The sequence below is a fragment of the Rhizobium sp. AAP43 genome (assembly GCF_001296045.1).
In the GTDB taxonomy this organism is placed as follows: domain Bacteria; phylum Pseudomonadota; class Alphaproteobacteria; order Rhizobiales; family Rhizobiaceae; genus Allorhizobium.
The window spans coordinates 47,884-62,682 of sequence record NZ_LJHS01000044.1; the positions used below are offsets into that span (position 1 = coordinate 47,884).

The following is a 14,799-nucleotide window of genomic DNA, read 5'->3' on the forward strand; positions in this document are numbered from 1 at the left end:
ACCGCGCATAAGGACCTCGGGGGAGGAAAAATGGCTATCAATCTGGAGGCGATGCGGCCGCAATCCTGGCAGGGCATCGATGATATCGTCATTGTCGGTGGCGGGCTGGCGGGGCTGTTTTGCGCGCTGAAGCTTGCGCCACGGCCTGTGACCGTGCTGGCGGCAGCCCCGATCGGGCAGGGGGCGTCCTCGGCCTGGGCGCAAGGCGGCATTGCGGCTGCCATGAGCCCGGGCGATAGCTTCGACAAGCATCTGGCCGACACGGTTGCAGCCGGTGCTGGTCTGGTCGAGGAGAAGGTCGCCCGGCTGATGATATCAGAGGGGCCGGATCGTATTCACGATTTGCTCGCCTATGGCGTGCCCTTTGACCGTGATCTCGAAGGCCATTTGCTTTTGTCGCGCGAGGCAGCCCATTCCGAGCGCCGCATCGTCCGGGTTGCGGGTGACAAGGCCGGCGGCGCGATCATGGAAGCGCTGGTCGCAGCCGTCCGCCGCACGCCCTCGATCCGTGTCATGGAAGGCTATGTGGTCGAGGAGCTGATTGCCGAGGGGCGCTTCGTCTCCGGTGTTGTTGCTCGTCCCGATGCGGGGCAGTCGAAGACACGTGTCGCCTTTCCGGCCCGCGCCGTTGTCTTGTGTTCCGGTGGTATCGGTCATCTCTATCAGGTGACGACCAATCCGGCCGAGGCTCGGGGTACCGGTCTTGGCATGGCCGCCCGCGCAGGAGCCGTGATCGCGGATCCCGAATTCGTCCAGTACCATCCGACCGCCATCGATGTCGGACAGGATCCGGCGCCTCTAGCCACGGAAGCCTTGCGCGGCGATGGCGCAACCCTGGTCAACCGTGCCGGCCATCGCTTCATGCTCGACCTGCATCCGGACGCCGAACTTGCGCCGCGCGATATCGTGGCACGCGGCGTCTTTGCCGAAGTGGCCGCCGGACGGGGTGCCTTTCTCGACTGCACGAAAGCCATCGGTCGGGACTTCGCCACCCATTTTCCGACGGTTTACGCCTCCTGCATGGCGGCCGGCATCGATCCGGTCACGCAGGGCATCCCGGTCGTACCGGCAGTGCACTATCACATGGGCGGCGTCGCGGTGGATGCCGATGGGCGGACCTCGCTCGATGGCCTCTGGGCCGCCGGCGAAGTGACCTCCAGCGGCGTCCATGGCGCCAACCGGCTGGCCTCGAATTCGCTTCTGGAGGCGGTCGTCTTTGCCGGGCGCATTGCCGACAGCATCAAGGGCATGCTGCCGGAATCGGCGCTCTATGAATGGCCGACCTCGGCCGGCGAGAACGACGATCTGGTGACGGTTGAAGACAGCGCTGAACTCAAGCGCCTGCGTCAGCTGATGAGCGCCCATGCCGGCGTGATCCGCGACGAGGAGGGGCTGAAGGTCCTGATCCGGGAACTGGCAGCGCTGGACCGCGCCCGGTCACGTGTGCGCTTCTCCAACATCTGCGCGGCCGCCAAGCTGATCGCGGTCGGCGCCTTGCTGCGCACCGAAAGCCGTGGTGCCCATATGCGCTCCGACCATCCATTTCCGGTCGAGAGCCAGCGTCACCGCACCTATCTGACCCTGAAGACCGCTGACCGGATCATTGCCGATATCGCCGGCTGAGAGAGGACTGTCATGACCATTTCCCTGTTGCCGCAATTGTCGCCCTTGATGGTCGAGGATCTCGTGCGCATGGCCTTGGCCGAAGATCTCGGCCGGGCAGGTGACATCACCACTTACGCAACGATCGGACCGGAAAAGCAGGCCATGGCGGCGATGAACAGCCGCGAAAGCGGGGTTGTCGCCGGCCTTCCTCTGGCCGAGACCGCCTTCCGGCTGATCGATCCGGCAGTCTGCTTCGAGCGGCTCACGACAGATGGCGACCGGGTCTCACCCGGTCAGGTGCTTGCCCGTGTCACAGGGCCGGCGCGGGCGGTGCTTTCGGCCGAACGGGTGGCACTGAACTTCCTGATGCACCTGTCGGGCGTCGCAAGCTACACGGCGCGCTTCGCCGAGGCGATCGCGGGAACGTCGGCAAAAGTGACCTGCACACGCAAGACCCTGCCGGGCCTGAGAGCCGTCGAGAAATATGCGGTTCGGCTCGGCGGCGGCTCGAACCATCGCTTCGGTCTCGATGATGCGATCCTGATCAAGGACAACCATATCGCGGTTGCCGGCGGTGTCGCGCAAGCGATCGAGGCGGCCCGTGCCTATGCCGGGCACCTCGTCAAGCTGGAGGTCGAGGTTGATGGCCTTGACCAGATGCGCGAGGCGCTCTCGGTCAGGCCTGACGTGATCCTGCTCGACAATATGGGGCCGGATCTCTTGCGGGAGGCGGTCGCGATCAATCGCCTGCATCACGGTCTCGGCGCGGAAGACTATGCAACGACGCCATCCCGCGTGGTCCTGGAAGCCTCCGGAAATGTCCGTCTTGACACGATCCGCGCCCTTGCCGAGACCGGTGTCGACTACATCTCCACCTCGAAGATCACCATGGCGGCGCCAACACTCGATATCGGCCTCGACATCGCGGTTCACTGATCGAAGCCGTATGTCCCCGTGCGGAATGATTGCGCAAGCCGCGATGCGCCGGGAGCTGTAAGGTCAACCGCCGGGCTGGCCTGTTGACCGGCCGCCGAGGCGAAGGCCCGGTGCCGGCCGCTCTTCGAGGATCTGGCGCCGGAAGCGGAAAAGGGCTGCCGGCCGTCCACCGGTTGCAGCCTTGCTGTGCCCGGTCGGCTCGACGAGTTCAGCCCCCTCGACCAGGCGTCGAAAATTCTGCTTGTGAACATGCCTGCCGGCAATCGCTTCGACCGTCACCTGCAGTTCGGTGAGCGTAAACTCTGGCGCCATCAGCTCGAAGATGACAGGCCGATACTTGATCTTGCTGCGCAATCTCGCCAGCGCCGTCGCCGCGATCCGCCGGTGATCGTGCCGCATCGGGCGTCCGAGCGCATGCGCAACAGATCGTTCGGCCACACGACCGTCCAGCACCGCCTCATCGAGCAGGCCGGCCTCATAGAGCAGTTCATAGCGCTCCAGCACGCGTTCTTCGTCAAACGGGAAGTCATCCTGGCCAAAGGCAAGCTTGAGCCGCGACGGGCGCGACGGGACTGGGGCCGAGCCCATACTGCCACTGGGCTCTGCTGCCCAAGCCCGAAGAGCCGGCAGGATGACCCGATCGATCACCGCCGGCCGCCCGTTTCGCCAGTCCTCCCAGGGCAGGAAACTGTACCAGTCCCGCCAGACGGCCCCGGCCGCCTCAAGGCGTGCCGTCTTGGCGGCATCCGTTCGCGTCAGAGCCAGATAGCCGACGGATACGACATGCGGCCCGAGGTCGCCCGGCATCTTGTGGCGTCCGCGATCGCCGAAGGTGTAGAGCTGTTCGATATAGCCAAGTTCAAGCGCCGTCTGTGCCTCGACGGTGCCGCGCAGCGATCGCTCCATCGTGCTGTGGCGCACGGGATCGAAAGGCCCGAAGGGCAGGGCGTCAAGGGTATGCTGCATGTCGGCGACGACGAGGAGCTGGGGACCTTGATCGATCATCGCGACGATCGCCGCATTAAGGCCGATCTCGATCCCGGCAGGTGTCGTCATTGTCCGGCCTGTCCCATGTCGGGCAAGGCAAGCGCAAAGGGCGCATTGCCGTCCGTATCCGCCCCGCGCCCAATCGCCTTCACGGCCTTGATCAGCCGCCCCTCGCGGCCGAGCATGCCATCGGCAATCTCGATCAGTCGGCTGTTCGGGGTGGCGAAGGGTGAGGCCTCTCGCAGTCTTAGTGCCAAGGCTTCGTCATCATCGTCAGGTGCAACCGCAAGGCTGACGATCATCGCGGCCGCCGGCGAACGGGAAACGCCCATCCAGCAATGCACGACAAGTGGCGCCGTCTGGTCCCAGCTCCGTGCGAATGCGATGATCTCGGCGACATGTGCTTCTTGCGGGGCAATCAGGTCGCCGGTGCCGGCAAAGGTGATGTCGTTCATCCCGAGCTTCAGGTGTCGCGACGCCTGGATCACCGCTGGCCGGTGAAAATCCTGGTTGGCGGCCAGCAGGCTGATCATCTCGCGCGCCTTGTGGCGCACCGCCATTTCGGCAATCCGGGCGAGTGGCGAAACAACAATCAGGCTCATGCCCGAGCCCTGTTTGACGATTGGCGCTCGGCTTCGATCGCCTCAAACCGCTCGATGAATTTCGCCTGCGCCTGAAAGGTCGGCAGTGGCTCGATCAGGATCGTGTCGCGCTCAAATCCCTTCGGTTGGCCAAAGAACTTGCGCGCCTCCACTTCCGAAAATCCGGCAAGGACGGTGGCCTCGAAATAGGCTGAGATCATGTCGGCCTTCTTGATCAGGCCTTTCAGCGCCGCTGTCGGATGGGCGGGAAGGCCAAAGCGCAGATGGATGGCCGCTTCCAGACGTTTCTCAACGACCTTGTATCCACCGCCGACCACGGCCTTGAACGGCGAAATCATGTCGCCGATCACATATTCCGGCGCATCATGCAAAAGCGCCAGCATGAGGTCGTTTGAGTTTGCCTTCGGATTTGAACGACGAAACACATCCTCGACAATCAGGCTGTGTTGCGCCACCGAAAAGGCGTGCTCACCGAATGTCTGGCCATTCCAGCGAGCCACACGCGCCAGGCCATGGGCGATATCGGTGATTTCCACATCAAGCGGCGAAGGATCAAGCAGGTCGAGACGGCGGCCGGACAGCATGCGCTGCCAGGCACGGTTGGACGAAACAGTCGACGAGGCCATGGGTCAGCCTTCCTCGGATGCAACGGGAAAGTCGAGGCCGCTCCACTGGGGAAGCGTCAGGGTCACCGGCACCGAGCCAGCCAAGATTGTCTGCCCTTGCGCCATGGCCTCGCCGGCCTTGTCGATACGAAGGATGGCGAGCCCCTTGTTCTCGTAAACCGAACCGAGCGTGCCAATGGACTTTTGTTCGACGGTCATCTCCACGCCGCCGAATGGCAGAGCAGTGTCACCCGTGACAATCACCAGGCGGCGACGCGCCGTCGAGCGATGCTGCATGCGCGACACCACTTCCTGGCCGACATAGCAACCCTTGCGGAAGGAAACGCCACCGATTTTGTCGAACAGGACGTCGTGCGGAAACGCATCCTGAAGGGCGAAGTCCGAGCCCGATTCCGGGATGCCGCAGGCAATCCGGAGCGCATCAAAGGCAGCCTGATCCAAGACAGGAGCGGTGGGGCCCATGTTTCGGTGGACGCTGACACCCGCGACTGCAAATCGATGATCGACGAAACCGGCCGTGGTTGCTTCACCGAAGTGGACGGTCGTTCCCTTTGTCTCCAGGATCTCGATCGTGACGGCCGCCCGAAGCTTGTACATGGTCAAGCGGCGGACAAGCGCGTCTGCCTGATCCATCGTCGTTTCGAGAATCAACTGACCCTCGCCACGCCAGACAAGGAAATCGAAGAGGATCTTGCCCTGAGGCGTCAGGAGCGCGCCAGGCCAGGCTTCGCCAGCGGGCACCTGGCCGAGATCGGTGGTGATCAGGTTCTGCAGGAAATGCTCTGCATCCGGACCGCCGATCCGAAGGAAGGTCCGGTCTGGCAGGAAGGCTGAAGGCATTGCGAGTCACCGAATGATTGCTGTTGCCGGACAGTTAGGCGCTCGCAGTCTACCCGACAAGCCCGCCCTTCAACAGCCCACAGTTGGGATCAGTCGCCGACGGTGAAGAATTTCCAGCGGCCATCGGGGGTGATGCCGAGGCGGAAGAAGTTGTAATTGCCGTATTCCTGCATTTCAGCGACGTCGCCGGCGGTCACGATGCGCAACAGCTCCACCTTTTCGGCAGGCGTCAGCAGGCCGATGGCCTTGCCGGCGAAATAGGGCCAGACATAGGCCTCGTCCGGTGTGCCCTTATCCTGAACGACATAGCCGGTCGAGAGGATGTCGAGCATGATCGCCAGAACCTCAAGTCCGTCTGCGTCTCCCGACATGCTCTTGAGAGTCTGGAGGATGTCCTGGTCTGGATTGAGAGCCGAAAGCTGCGTCTGCTCCGGGCCGGGGTTCAGCAGCGGCTTCAAACGCGCGATATCGCCGGTGAGCGCCGCTTCCATGATCAGGCGGCGCATCCGGCGCACAGGCTCAGGCGCTTTTTCGAGATCATAGAAGACTTCTGCAGGCGGCTCGGCGGCCAGATCATCTGCGGCCTCCGCCTCGTCGTCGCGGATGAGTGGGTCGGGATCTGGAATGACCGGGATAGTGTCTTCCACGACCGGAGGATCGATGGGCTCCACCGTATCGTCCGATGTCGCAGGTGATGTGTCCGGTTCGCTCGGCGTGATGTCGCGAATGTCCGAAAGCGCGAGCGCAGGGCTCGAGAAATACGGAAGAGGGGCGGCCGAAAGCCCAACTGCGGCAGCCAGGCAAAGGAGCCGGACCCGCGATAACATCGTCATGTCAGTCCTCGATGAAGGTTACTGCAGTTGCCGCTCGGGCGAAAACTCTCCCGCCAGGAGCCTCGACTTCAGTGCGTCGAGAATGGCTTCGGCGCCATGCTCACCGTGAATGCGGATGGTTTCGCGCATGGCGAGCGCAAAGGCAGCATCGGCGATGATCTCCGGCTCGATGCCGTCTGCCATGCCGTCTGCCCAGGCCTCGTTCTGATATTCCAGCGCCGCCTGCATTTTTTCATGCACGATCATATCGTCGATTTCGTTTCGGCGCGGATCCATGGGCATTCCTCGAAGCACTCTTACTCAGTCGTTAATGACCCTATCAGGGTTTTGCCAAAACGACACGGGGCAAGATCGGAAGAGGTGAATTATTCGTTAATTTCCGTAGCGTGCGGTAATTTCCGCCGCCAGTGTTGCGCCTTCGTTACGGTAATTCTCCTCTGCACGAACTGCGGCGGCTGTGCAAGTCGTGTAAACCGATGCGAATGACCGATAACCGCGATTGTAAGCGGCGGTCAGCCGTGCCCGGCGCTTCGGCTCGGCCTTGGTCTCGTTTTCCATCAGATCCGATAGTGACTGGCGCCATTCCGGCTCGGCTGCAGAATTGCACAAATTGCGCAGGTAATGCACGGCACCGACCACCTCGGACAAACGGGTGAGGCGATCGTCGTAAGGGGCTGGCTTCTCGAAGCCCGCAGCTTCGCTGCCGCCGGCCTGCGGCACGGCCTCTGTCTGCGCCATGGCTGGAGAAACGAGGGCGACGCCCAGCGCCAGTGCGGCGATCGCAAGGGGGGGGGCTCTGTTGAGATGCTGGCTCATGCGATGACCTCAAGACTGTTTGGCGCCAGCCGCAGAAGGCAGGCCCGAACGCTGTCCGGGATCGGCATGGCGAGAGCCTCTTCCGGAAGATACCAGCCCGCTTCGAGCGCGTCGCTATCCGCGCATGCCAGCGAATCGGCAGCGGCGTCAACGAGGAAGACGGACAGAATATAGTGGCTACCGGCAAGGCCGGGTTCCGGCAGAAGCTCGACGGTCTCGAACAGGCGAGGATTGGAGCCGGCGATCCCGGTCTCCTCCAGCAGTTCACGAAGCGCAGTATCGGCTGCGGTCTCGCCTGCCTCGGCCCGTCCGCCGGGAAAGGCGAAGAGGTCTGCGGCGGGCGGATTGGCGCGGCGCACGAGCAGATAGCGTCCGTCGCGATGGACAATGGCGGATGAGGCGAGTCGCGGTTCAGTCATGGGCATGCAGGTCGGATGTCCTTTCCCGTCGCCGAAGAAGGCGACATGCGGTGCGATTATCACGTCTAACTTCCGACACTGCAAGTTTCACCCATGGCTTGACCTGTTCTGGCGCGGCTGCCATGCATTTCCCTATGTGTGGACGTTTCGCTTTGACCGCGAGCCCGGAAGAAGTTCGCGAATTGCTGGGTCTCCTCGAACTGGATGGCTTTCCGGCGCGCTACAATATTGCGCCGACGCAGCCCATCCTGGTTGCCATTGCCACGCCGCCCTCCGCACATGGATCGAACCGGCCCGACCGTAAGGCCTTGCTTGTGCGCTGGGGTCTCATTCCCTCCTGGGTCAAGGATCCGAAGGAATTCACGCTGCTCGTCAACGCGCGATCCGAAACCGCTGCCGAGAAGGCATCCTTTCGCGGCGCGATGCGCCATCATCGCATTCTGGTGCCGGCCTCCGGCTTCTACGAATGGCACCGGCCCTCCAAGGAAAGCGGCGAAAAGTCTCAGGCCTACTGGATCCGTCCGAAGGCAGGCGGCATTGTCTGCTTCGCGGGGCTGATGGAAAGCTATCTGTCGAAGGACGGCTCGGAAATCGACACCGGCTGCATTCTGACAGTCGCAGCGAATGAGACTGTCGGCGCCGTGCATGACCGCATGCCGGTTGTCATCGCTCCGGAAGATTTTACCCGCTGGCTGGACTGCCGCGCAGGCGAACCTCGCGATGTCGCGGATCTGCTGCGTCCGGCTCAGGAAGACCTATTCGAGGTGATTCCCGTCTCCGACCTCGTCAACAAGGTCGCCAATGTCGGGCCGGAGCTGCAGACACCTGTCGTCCCGTCACGCCAGCTCAAGTCGCCCGGAAAGCCACCGGGCGACGGGCAGATGAGCCTGTTTTGAGCTCTTTGCGGCCAGGACTTCAGGCGATCTTGGCTGCTGGCTTGCGCTTCAGCATCAAGGCGGCCGCAACGACGGCCTTGAGCCCGATCGGGCGGTAGTGCGCGGCCAGGGTCTGAACTGCCGGCTGCTGCTGTTGTTGTGGCTGCTGCTCGGTCTTGATCTCGGTCGTCATCGTCATGTCCCTCGGAAGTGTCCTTACCCGTTTTATCGTTGGCGGCTCTCTCTGCGGAGATCATGACAAAAGCGTGGCGGAAACTTTTGATCAAATCAAATTAGAAGAAAATACTAACATAAAGCGAGAGCGCCGTCCCAGGGGACGGCGCTCTTGATGGTGCCCGGCAGTGACGAAAGGTCAGACGCCGCGGTCGATTTCTGAAAATCCGTGTTCGGCACTCTCTTCGCCAATCGTCAGTGTGCCATAGCGGTTATGCCAGTTCCGCGCGCCGAGCGGCAATGAGCAGAGATAAAGCACGACCGACACGATCAGAACCTGCCACGTGTAGCTCATCAGAAGAGCGACGTAGAGCACCACGCCGAGGATCATCGGGAACACGAGGTCGCGGCGAATGCGCGTGGTTTCTGACTTGCCCGACCAGACGGGGAGGCGGCTGACCAGCAATCCGGCAATCAGCATCGTATAGCCGGCGCTCACATAGGCAAAGATATCGACGGGCGCAAAGCCGATGAAACCGATATAGACCGGCAGCAGCACGAGTGCGGCGCCAGCCGGGGCCGGGACCCCGACGAAGAATTCCGACTGCCAGGGAGCCTTTGTTTCGCGCTCGGCCATGACGTTGAACCGGGCGAGGCGGAGGCCAGCGGCAATCACATAGATCAGCGCGGCGATCCAGCCGAAGGAGCGGGCCTGGTCGAGGACATAAACATAGAGGACAAGCGCTGGTGCCACGCCGAAATTGATGATGTCGGCAAGCGAATCCATCTGTGCGCCGAATTTCGACGTCGCCTTCATCATGCGGGCAACACGGCCGTCGATGCCGTCGAGGAAGGCGGCGGCCAGAACCATGGCGACCGCAAGCTCGTAGCGACCTTCGAAGGCCAGGCGGATGCCGGTAAGCCCGGCGCAGATCGCCAGCACTGTGATCAGGTTGGGAACGACCAGCCTGAGCGGAATTTCCCGAAGGCGCGGCCCTCGGGCGTTGTCGTCCTTCTGGCCGTTCGGGCGGTTATCAATGCTCAGTTTGGTCGGTTCCATCGTGTGCGTTCTCCTCAGCTGCGGCGGCTGATGACCGGCCCCTTGCTCGAGCCGAACTCTGCCAGCACGGTTTCACCCGCGATTGCGGTCTGGCCAAGCGCGACGCGCGGTTCAGCACCGGCAGGCAGGAAGACGTCGAGACGCGAGCCGAAGCGAATAAGGCCGAAGCGCTCACCGGCATCGAGCGGCTCGTTCGGATTGGTCCAGCAAACGATGCGACGGGCAACAAGCCCGGCAATCTGCACCACGCCGACGTTACCATGGCGCGATTCGATGACGAGACCATTGCGCTCGTTGTCGGTCGAAGCCTTGTCCAGCTCGGCATTGAGGAACTGGCCTTCCTTATAGGCGATGGTTGTCACGCGGCCACGCACGGGGGCGCGGTTCACATGGCAGTTGAATACGTTCATGAACACGGTGATGCGCAGCATCGGCTCCGAGCCGAGGTTGAGCTCTTCCGGCGGAACAGACATCTGCACGGACGACACGCGGCCGTCGGCCGGGCTGATCACCAGATCGTCGTCCTGCGGCGTGACGCGTTCCGGATCACGGAAGAAATAGGCGCACCACAGCGTCAGCACCATCCCGATCCAGAAGAGCGGATCCCAGATCCAGCCGAGGATAAGGGAGGCGACGAAGAAGGCCGCAATGAAGGGATAGCCTTCCTTGTGGATGGGGACGATCGTCTTGCGGATGGTTTCCAACAGATCCATCGGTACCTCTGTCTGAAGTCGTTGATTTGTCCGTGACTACCCCGAATGCGACCAAGGGGCAATGGCGGGGCGCACATGAGCCACGATGCAGGGCTTTTCAAACAGCGCGACAGACCCGAAAAGCAGGCCAATAATCGCGGCGGCTCCGCGGAAAGGCGGCAGGGCGCGAAACGCCCTGCCAAAAGGTCGCAAGGTCAGATGGCCGGCGGGCGGCGCACAACAACGCCGAGTTCGTCGTTTTCCTGAACCTGACGAAGGCGTTCTTCCGCCTGTGTCGCTTCGCGCTGGCGGTTCCACATCGACGCATAGAGACCATTCTGGTCCAGCAAGGCCGCATGGCTCCCGCGCTCCGCGATCTCGCCACCCTTCAAGACGATGATCTCATCGGCGTCGACGACGGTCGAGAGCCGGTGGGCGATGACCAGTGTCGTGCGGTTCTGCGACACGATGTCGAGAGCCGACTGGATCTCGTGTTCGGTCGTCGTATCCAGCGCGGACGTCGCTTCGTCGAGGATCAGGATCGGTGGTGCCTTGAGCACGGTGCGGGCAATCGCCACGCGCTGTTTTTCACCGCCCGAGAGCTTCAATCCGCGTTCGCCCACCTTGGTGTTGAAACCCTCAGGCAGTTCCTGGATGAAATGGCCAATCTGCGCCACCTCGGCCGCCTGCAGGATCTCGGCATCGGATGCGCCCGGGCGACCGTAGCGGATGTTGTAGGCGATGGTATCGTTGAACAGGACGGTATCCTGCGGCACCATGCCGATCGCCGAGCGCAGCGATTTTTGCGTTACGGCGCGCACATCCTGGCCATCGATTGTGATCGATCCCTGCTGCACGTCGTAGAATCGATAGAGCAGACGCGAAATGGTCGACTTGCCGGCACCCGATGGGCCGACAACCGCGACCGTCTTGCCGGCCGGGACCTCGAAGGAGACGCCCTTCAGGATGGGGCGGTCGGGGTCATAGTGGAAATGCACGTCCTTGAAGGCGATCGCGCCCTGGCCGATGACCAGTGGCACCGCGTCAGGACAGTCGACGACTTCCGCCTGGACTTCGAGAAGATCGAACATCTGTTCGATATCGGTTAGACCCTGGCGGATTTCGCGATAGACGAAACCGATGAAATTGAGCGGGATCGACAACTGCATCAGCATCGCATTGACGAAAACGAAGTCGCCGATCGTCTGCTCGCCACGCTGAACGGCCATGGCCGACATCACCATGATGATCGCGGTGCCAACACCGAAGATGACACCCTGGCCGAAGTTCAGCCAGCCGAGCGAGGTCCAGACCTGGGTCGCAGACTTTTCGTACTTCGCCATTGAAGCATCGAAGCGCTTGGCTTCCATCTCCTCATTGCCGAAATATTTGACCGTCTCGAAGTTGAGCAGCGAGTCGATCGCCTTTGTATTGGCGTCGGTGTCGCTGTCGTTCATCGCCCGGCGAATGCCGATGCGCCAGTCGGATGCGCGGATTGTGAACCAGATATAGGCCCAGACGGTAAAGGCGGTGACGCCGAGATAGGAAAAGCCGTAGGTCCACCAGAAGATCGCGGCGGTCAGCACGAATTCGATCAGCGTCGGGATGGAGTTGAGGATCGTGAAGCGCACGATCGTCTCGATGCCCTTCGTGCCGCGCTCGATGATCCGCGACAACCCGCCGGTCTTGCGCTCGAGATGGAAGCGCAAGGACAGCTGGTGCATATGCACGAAGGTTCTGTAGGCGAGTTGTCGAACGGCATGCTGGCCGACGCTGGCAAACAGCGCATCACGCAGCTGGTTGAGACCGACTTGGGCGATCCGGGTGACGTTGTAGAAGATCACCAGCGCCACGGCACCAAGCAGGAAGGTCGGCAGAAGGCCGCCCATGTCCAGCTGGCCATCCAGCGCATCGGTCGCCCATTTGAAGAAATAGGGCACAAGGATCAGGATGAATTTCGAGATGATCAGAAAGACCGATGCCCAGACGACCCGCATCTTCAGGTCCATGCGATCCGCCGGCCACATATAGGGCCAGAGGTTCACGAGTGTGCGCATCGGATTGCCGTCGTCGGCCGATACCGTTTTCTTCTTGATGTCCGCCATCCCCGGCCCCTGATCGTTCATAGAAAAAGGCGGCGATCCGTATGGACCGCCGCCCGTGTTCACTTAGGGTCTCGGTTTCGTGAATACAATGACCGAATACCGAAAGGTCAGTTCACTGCCTTGTCCTGCAAACGCTTGCGATGGATTTCCTCGGCATTCGGCAGGGCATCTTTCGGAACCGTGAAGATCTGGCCCGGCTCGATGAAGTCCGGGTTGGTGATCTCCTTCGAATTGGCGAGATAGATCGTCGTGTAGCGGACGCCCTGCCCATAGACGCGGCGGGAGATCTGCCAAAGCGTGTCGCCGCGTCGGATGATGACGCTGTTGTCGCTCTGTGCCAGCGGTGCCTGCTGGATGGTGCGTGGCTCGGTGGAGCCGGCATCGGCCGATGCACCACTTGCCGCAGCATTAGCCGCAGGGGCCTGGGACGCGGTGTCCGGGGCATCCGGCTGCATGAGATCGGCAAGCATGGAAGCAAGCTTCGGCAGTGCCTCGCCCATCGCTTTGACGTCACCGGCCGGAACGGACTGCAACAGCTTCAACGCATCCTTGGCCTTTGCAGTGTGGGTCGCTGCCGTCAGGACAAACTGGTCCGTGGCATCGGCCGGGACGCGCAATCCGGCGATGGACTGGAGCGCGATCTCGACCGAGGAACGCGCTGCCGCGACCTGATCCATGGCAGGGGATTGCCCACCGGCATAAAGGTTCTGCAGGATGGCCATCGACTTGGAGAGTGCGATCCGAAGCCGCTCGAAGCCTGCCTCTTCCGGCGTGCCTTTGCTTGCATCGGCTGCAGCTGTCCCCGGAGCAACGACGGATACCTGTTCGCCGGCCGGACGATCGAAGGGAACAGCCGCGCGCACCAGAACACGGCCATTCGCATCGAGAAGTTCGACCTCGATCAGGTGATTGCCGACAGAAAGCTCGATGTCGCCCTCGATGACGAAATTGCCCGTCGTATCGCTGCGCGTCTCGCCGATCGCGGCCTTGTCAGCATAACCCCGGACCATGGCACCGGCAGGCGCACGGCCCGCAACGAAGATCTTGCGACCCTCGATCTCGACAGCCGTCACCTGAACCTCCGCAAGGGTCGTCGGTTGGCTTGTGCTGGAGGCCTCTGCGGGCTTCGCGGCGGCCACTGTCTGGCCGTCAGTCGTGCCCGGCATGGCTGGCGGGGCAGAGGCCAGTGTGCTGGACGCGGCCGGAAGGTCCGGCATGGCGGGCATGGTGTTGGCAGCGGCCTCGGTCGTTGCTGCGGCCCCGGCGGGATTGGCAGCGGCGTCGGCCGCCGGCGCCGTCGGTGCGGCTTCCTGGCCGGGAAGTGTGATCAGCCGACTGGCTTCGCCCGGCTTGGAGACCATGGCGAGCAGCTCACCCTTGCCCTTGTCGGGAACCGAGATCGTCGCGATCTCTTCCGATGTCACGACCTTGCCGTCTGTGCCTGTCGCCCGGATCTGTAGCGAGTGGTCGCCGGGTGCGAGCGGATTATCGAGGACGGCTGCAAAATCGCCGGTGCCATCGACGGTTTGTGAGGAAATGACCTTATCGCCGCTGATGATCTCGACCTTGGCGCCAGCCGGGGCATTGCCGGCAATCACCGTCGAGCCATCGGGCTCGACCCGCAGGATATCGAAGCGTGGCGCAAACGAAACCTCTGGTGGGGCGACGGCCTCGACGGGAGCACCGAGCAAGGCGTTTTTCACGGCCACAATCATCGCTGTCGCACGGGCAGGGTCGGCGGGCAGCTGCTCGATCATGGCAAGTGCCTTTGCTGCATCGGCACGGACTTTGCGCATGGCGTCTGCGAGCTTCGCGTCAAGGTCCGTCGGAATGTCGAGAGAGGCAAGGGCTGCAACAGCGCCCTGCGCGAGGGTGCGGGCGGCCGAATAGGCCTCGATCCCAGGCGTGCGTCCCTCGTCGAAGAGGGCGGTCATCCGGTCTACCGCTGCGACAGCCTCCGTCTTAAGCCGGTCCATCTTCTGGTTCGCGGTTTCCGTGGAGGGCGTTGCTGGCGGCTGGGTTGCGGCGGGCGTCGTCTCCGCCGTCACAGTTGGCGCATCGCTGTCGGACAGATGAAGGCGCGGCATGATGACAAACACCATCAACAGGCTGACGATGGCAAGCACGAACAGGACCACCCAGAGGGCACGGTTCTTCATTTCTCAAGTCTCCCGGCAGACGATCCGCCACTGTATCTTCAAATTGCTAGCGTCTAGCTTTGGCAACGAC

Annotated in this window: 15 protein-coding genes and 1 pseudogene; 3 read left to right on the plus strand and 13 right to left on the minus strand. The window is 62.4% G+C overall.

The annotated features are described in order from the left end of the window. Nucleotides 1-30 precede the first annotated feature (30 nt). Both IP76_RS18960 and nadC read left to right on the plus strand, forming a co-directional pair. The gene (locus IP76_RS18960; RefSeq protein ID WP_082352618.1) at nucleotides 31-1,623 is read left to right on the plus strand and encodes an L-aspartate oxidase; all 1,593 of its coding nucleotides are present in this window, start codon (nucleotides 31-33) and stop codon (nucleotides 1,621-1,623) included. 12 nt (nucleotides 1,624-1,635) lie between these two features. Beyond that, complete coding sequence (nadC, locus tag IP76_RS18965; protein WP_054159802.1) at nucleotides 1,636-2,541, plus strand: carboxylating nicotinate-nucleotide diphosphorylase; 906 nt, start codon at nucleotides 1,636-1,638, stop codon at nucleotides 2,539-2,541. 63 nt (nucleotides 2,542-2,604) lie between these two features. On the opposite strand, the gene IP76_RS18970 is transcribed toward nadC, so the two are convergent. From IP76_RS18970 to IP76_RS19005, 8 genes are all read right to left on the minus strand, one after another. Beyond that, the gene (locus IP76_RS18970; protein ID WP_054159803.1) at nucleotides 2,605-3,597 is read right to left on the minus strand and encodes an NAD regulator; all 993 of its coding nucleotides are present in this window, start codon (nucleotides 3,595-3,597) and stop codon (nucleotides 2,605-2,607) included. Next, nucleotides 3,594-4,130 (minus strand): tyrosine phosphatase family protein, encoded by a 537-nt coding sequence (locus IP76_RS18975; protein ID WP_054159804.1) that lies wholly within the window; start codon nucleotides 4,128-4,130, stop codon nucleotides 3,594-3,596. Before IP76_RS18975 ends, IP76_RS18970 begins: the two co-directional genes overlap by 4 nt. Next, nucleotides 4,127-4,756, minus strand: coding sequence for a YfbR-like 5'-deoxynucleotidase (locus IP76_RS18980; RefSeq protein WP_054159805.1), 630 nt, complete (start codon nucleotides 4,754-4,756; stop codon nucleotides 4,127-4,129). Before IP76_RS18980 ends, IP76_RS18975 begins: the two co-directional genes overlap by 4 nt. Nucleotides 4,757-4,759: 3 nt before the next feature. After that, on the minus strand, nucleotides 4,760-5,596 hold the full coding sequence (locus IP76_RS18985) for a folate-binding protein YgfZ (protein WP_054159806.1): 837 nt from the start codon (nucleotides 5,594-5,596) through the stop codon (nucleotides 4,760-4,762). Nucleotides 5,597-5,685: 89 nt separating this feature from the next. Next, nucleotides 5,686-6,429 (minus strand): hypothetical protein, encoded by a 744-nt coding sequence (locus IP76_RS18990; protein ID WP_054159807.1) that lies wholly within the window; start codon nucleotides 6,427-6,429, stop codon nucleotides 5,686-5,688. 18 nt (nucleotides 6,430-6,447) lie between these two features. Next, nucleotides 6,448-6,705 carry a hypothetical protein gene (locus IP76_RS18995; RefSeq protein WP_054159808.1) on the minus strand — a complete coding sequence of 86 codons (258 nt, stop codon included), beginning with the start codon at nucleotides 6,703-6,705 and terminating at the stop codon, nucleotides 6,448-6,450. A gap of 96 nt (nucleotides 6,706-6,801) precedes the next feature. Beyond that, nucleotides 6,802-7,167: a TIGR02301 family protein gene (locus tag IP76_RS19000; RefSeq protein WP_156318650.1), complete on the minus strand. Its 366-nt coding sequence runs from the start codon at nucleotides 7,165-7,167 to the stop codon at nucleotides 6,802-6,804. Between the two features lie 74 nt (nucleotides 7,168-7,241). Further along, nucleotides 7,242-7,670, minus strand: a complete 429-nt coding sequence (locus IP76_RS19005) for an NUDIX hydrolase (RefSeq protein WP_082352626.1) — start codon at nucleotides 7,668-7,670, stop codon at nucleotides 7,242-7,244. A gap of 128 nt (nucleotides 7,671-7,798) precedes the next feature. On the opposite strand from IP76_RS19005, the gene IP76_RS19010 reads away from it, so the two are divergent. Then, nucleotides 7,799-8,560 (plus strand): SOS response-associated peptidase, encoded by a 762-nt coding sequence (locus IP76_RS19010; protein WP_054159810.1) that lies wholly within the window; start codon nucleotides 7,799-7,801, stop codon nucleotides 8,558-8,560. A 19-nt stretch (nucleotides 8,561-8,579) separates the two neighbouring features. Here the strand turns inward: IP76_RS19010 and IP76_RS23375 are convergent, their stop codons facing one another. From IP76_RS23375 to IP76_RS19030, 5 genes and pseudogenes are all read right to left on the minus strand, one after another. Beyond that, nucleotides 8,580-8,738 carry a hypothetical protein gene (locus tag IP76_RS23375; protein WP_197278387.1) on the minus strand — a complete coding sequence of 53 codons (159 nt, stop codon included), beginning with the start codon at nucleotides 8,736-8,738 and terminating at the stop codon, nucleotides 8,580-8,582. A gap of 174 nt (nucleotides 8,739-8,912) precedes the next feature. Beyond that, a complete protein-coding gene (gene pssA / locus IP76_RS19015; protein WP_054159811.1) occupies nucleotides 8,913-9,773 on the minus strand; it encodes a CDP-diacylglycerol--serine O-phosphatidyltransferase in 861 nt (286 codons plus the stop codon). Between the two features lie 14 nt (nucleotides 9,774-9,787). Beyond that, nucleotides 9,788-10,489: pseudogene (locus tag IP76_RS19020) on the minus strand (phosphatidylserine decarboxylase); the annotation flags it as partial. 191 nt (nucleotides 10,490-10,680) lie between these two features. Next, nucleotides 10,681-12,570, minus strand: coding sequence for an ABC transporter ATP-binding protein/permease (locus IP76_RS19025; RefSeq protein WP_054159813.1), 1,890 nt, complete (start codon nucleotides 12,568-12,570; stop codon nucleotides 10,681-10,683). A gap of 107 nt (nucleotides 12,571-12,677) precedes the next feature. Then, nucleotides 12,678-14,729, minus strand: a complete 2,052-nt coding sequence (locus IP76_RS19030; protein WP_054159814.1) for a LysM peptidoglycan-binding domain-containing protein — start codon at nucleotides 14,727-14,729, stop codon at nucleotides 12,678-12,680. Between the last annotated feature and the right edge of the window lie 70 nt (nucleotides 14,730-14,799).

Excerpts from the sequence above, each read along its gene's own strand:
- IP76_RS18990 (WP_054159807.1), bottom strand. The coding sequence starts at position 6,429 with ATGACGATGTTATCGCGGGTCCGGCTCCTTTGCCTGGCTGCCGCAGTT.
- IP76_RS19000 (WP_156318650.1), bottom strand. The coding sequence starts at position 7,167 with ATGGCGCAGACAGAGGCCGTGCCGCAGGCCGGCGGCAGCGAAGCTGCG.
- IP76_RS18970 (WP_054159803.1), bottom strand. The coding sequence starts at position 3,597 with ATGACGACACCTGCCGGGATCGAGATCGGCCTTAATGCGGCGATCGTC.
- IP76_RS18960 (WP_082352618.1), top strand. The coding sequence starts at position 31 with ATGGCTATCAATCTGGAGGCGATGCGGCCGCAATCCTGGCAGGGCATC.
- IP76_RS19025 (WP_054159813.1), bottom strand. The coding sequence starts at position 12,570 with ATGGCGGACATCAAGAAGAAAACGGTATCGGCCGACGACGGCAATCCG.
- nadC (WP_054159802.1), top strand. The coding sequence starts at position 1,636 with ATGACCATTTCCCTGTTGCCGCAATTGTCGCCCTTGATGGTCGAGGAT.
- pssA (WP_054159811.1), bottom strand. The coding sequence starts at position 9,773 with ATGGAACCGACCAAACTGAGCATTGATAACCGCCCGAACGGCCAGAAG.
- IP76_RS18985 (WP_054159806.1), bottom strand. The coding sequence starts at position 5,596 with ATGCCTTCAGCCTTCCTGCCAGACCGGACCTTCCTTCGGATCGGCGGT.
- IP76_RS19005 (WP_082352626.1), bottom strand. The coding sequence starts at position 7,670 with ATGCCCATGACTGAACCGCGACTCGCCTCATCCGCCATTGTCCATCGC.
- IP76_RS23375 (WP_197278387.1), bottom strand. The coding sequence starts at position 8,738 with ATGACGATGACGACCGAGATCAAGACCGAGCAGCAGCCACAACAACAG.
- IP76_RS19010 (WP_054159810.1), top strand. The coding sequence starts at position 7,799 with ATGTGTGGACGTTTCGCTTTGACCGCGAGCCCGGAAGAAGTTCGCGAA.
- IP76_RS18975 (WP_054159804.1), bottom strand. The coding sequence starts at position 4,130 with ATGAGCCTGATTGTTGTTTCGCCACTCGCCCGGATTGCCGAAATGGCG.
- IP76_RS19030 (WP_054159814.1), bottom strand. The coding sequence starts at position 14,729 with ATGAAGAACCGTGCCCTCTGGGTGGTCCTGTTCGTGCTTGCCATCGTC.
- IP76_RS18995 (WP_054159808.1), bottom strand. The coding sequence starts at position 6,705 with ATGGATCCGCGCCGAAACGAAATCGACGATATGATCGTGCATGAAAAA.
- IP76_RS18980 (WP_054159805.1), bottom strand. The coding sequence starts at position 4,756 with ATGGCCTCGTCGACTGTTTCGTCCAACCGTGCCTGGCAGCGCATGCTG.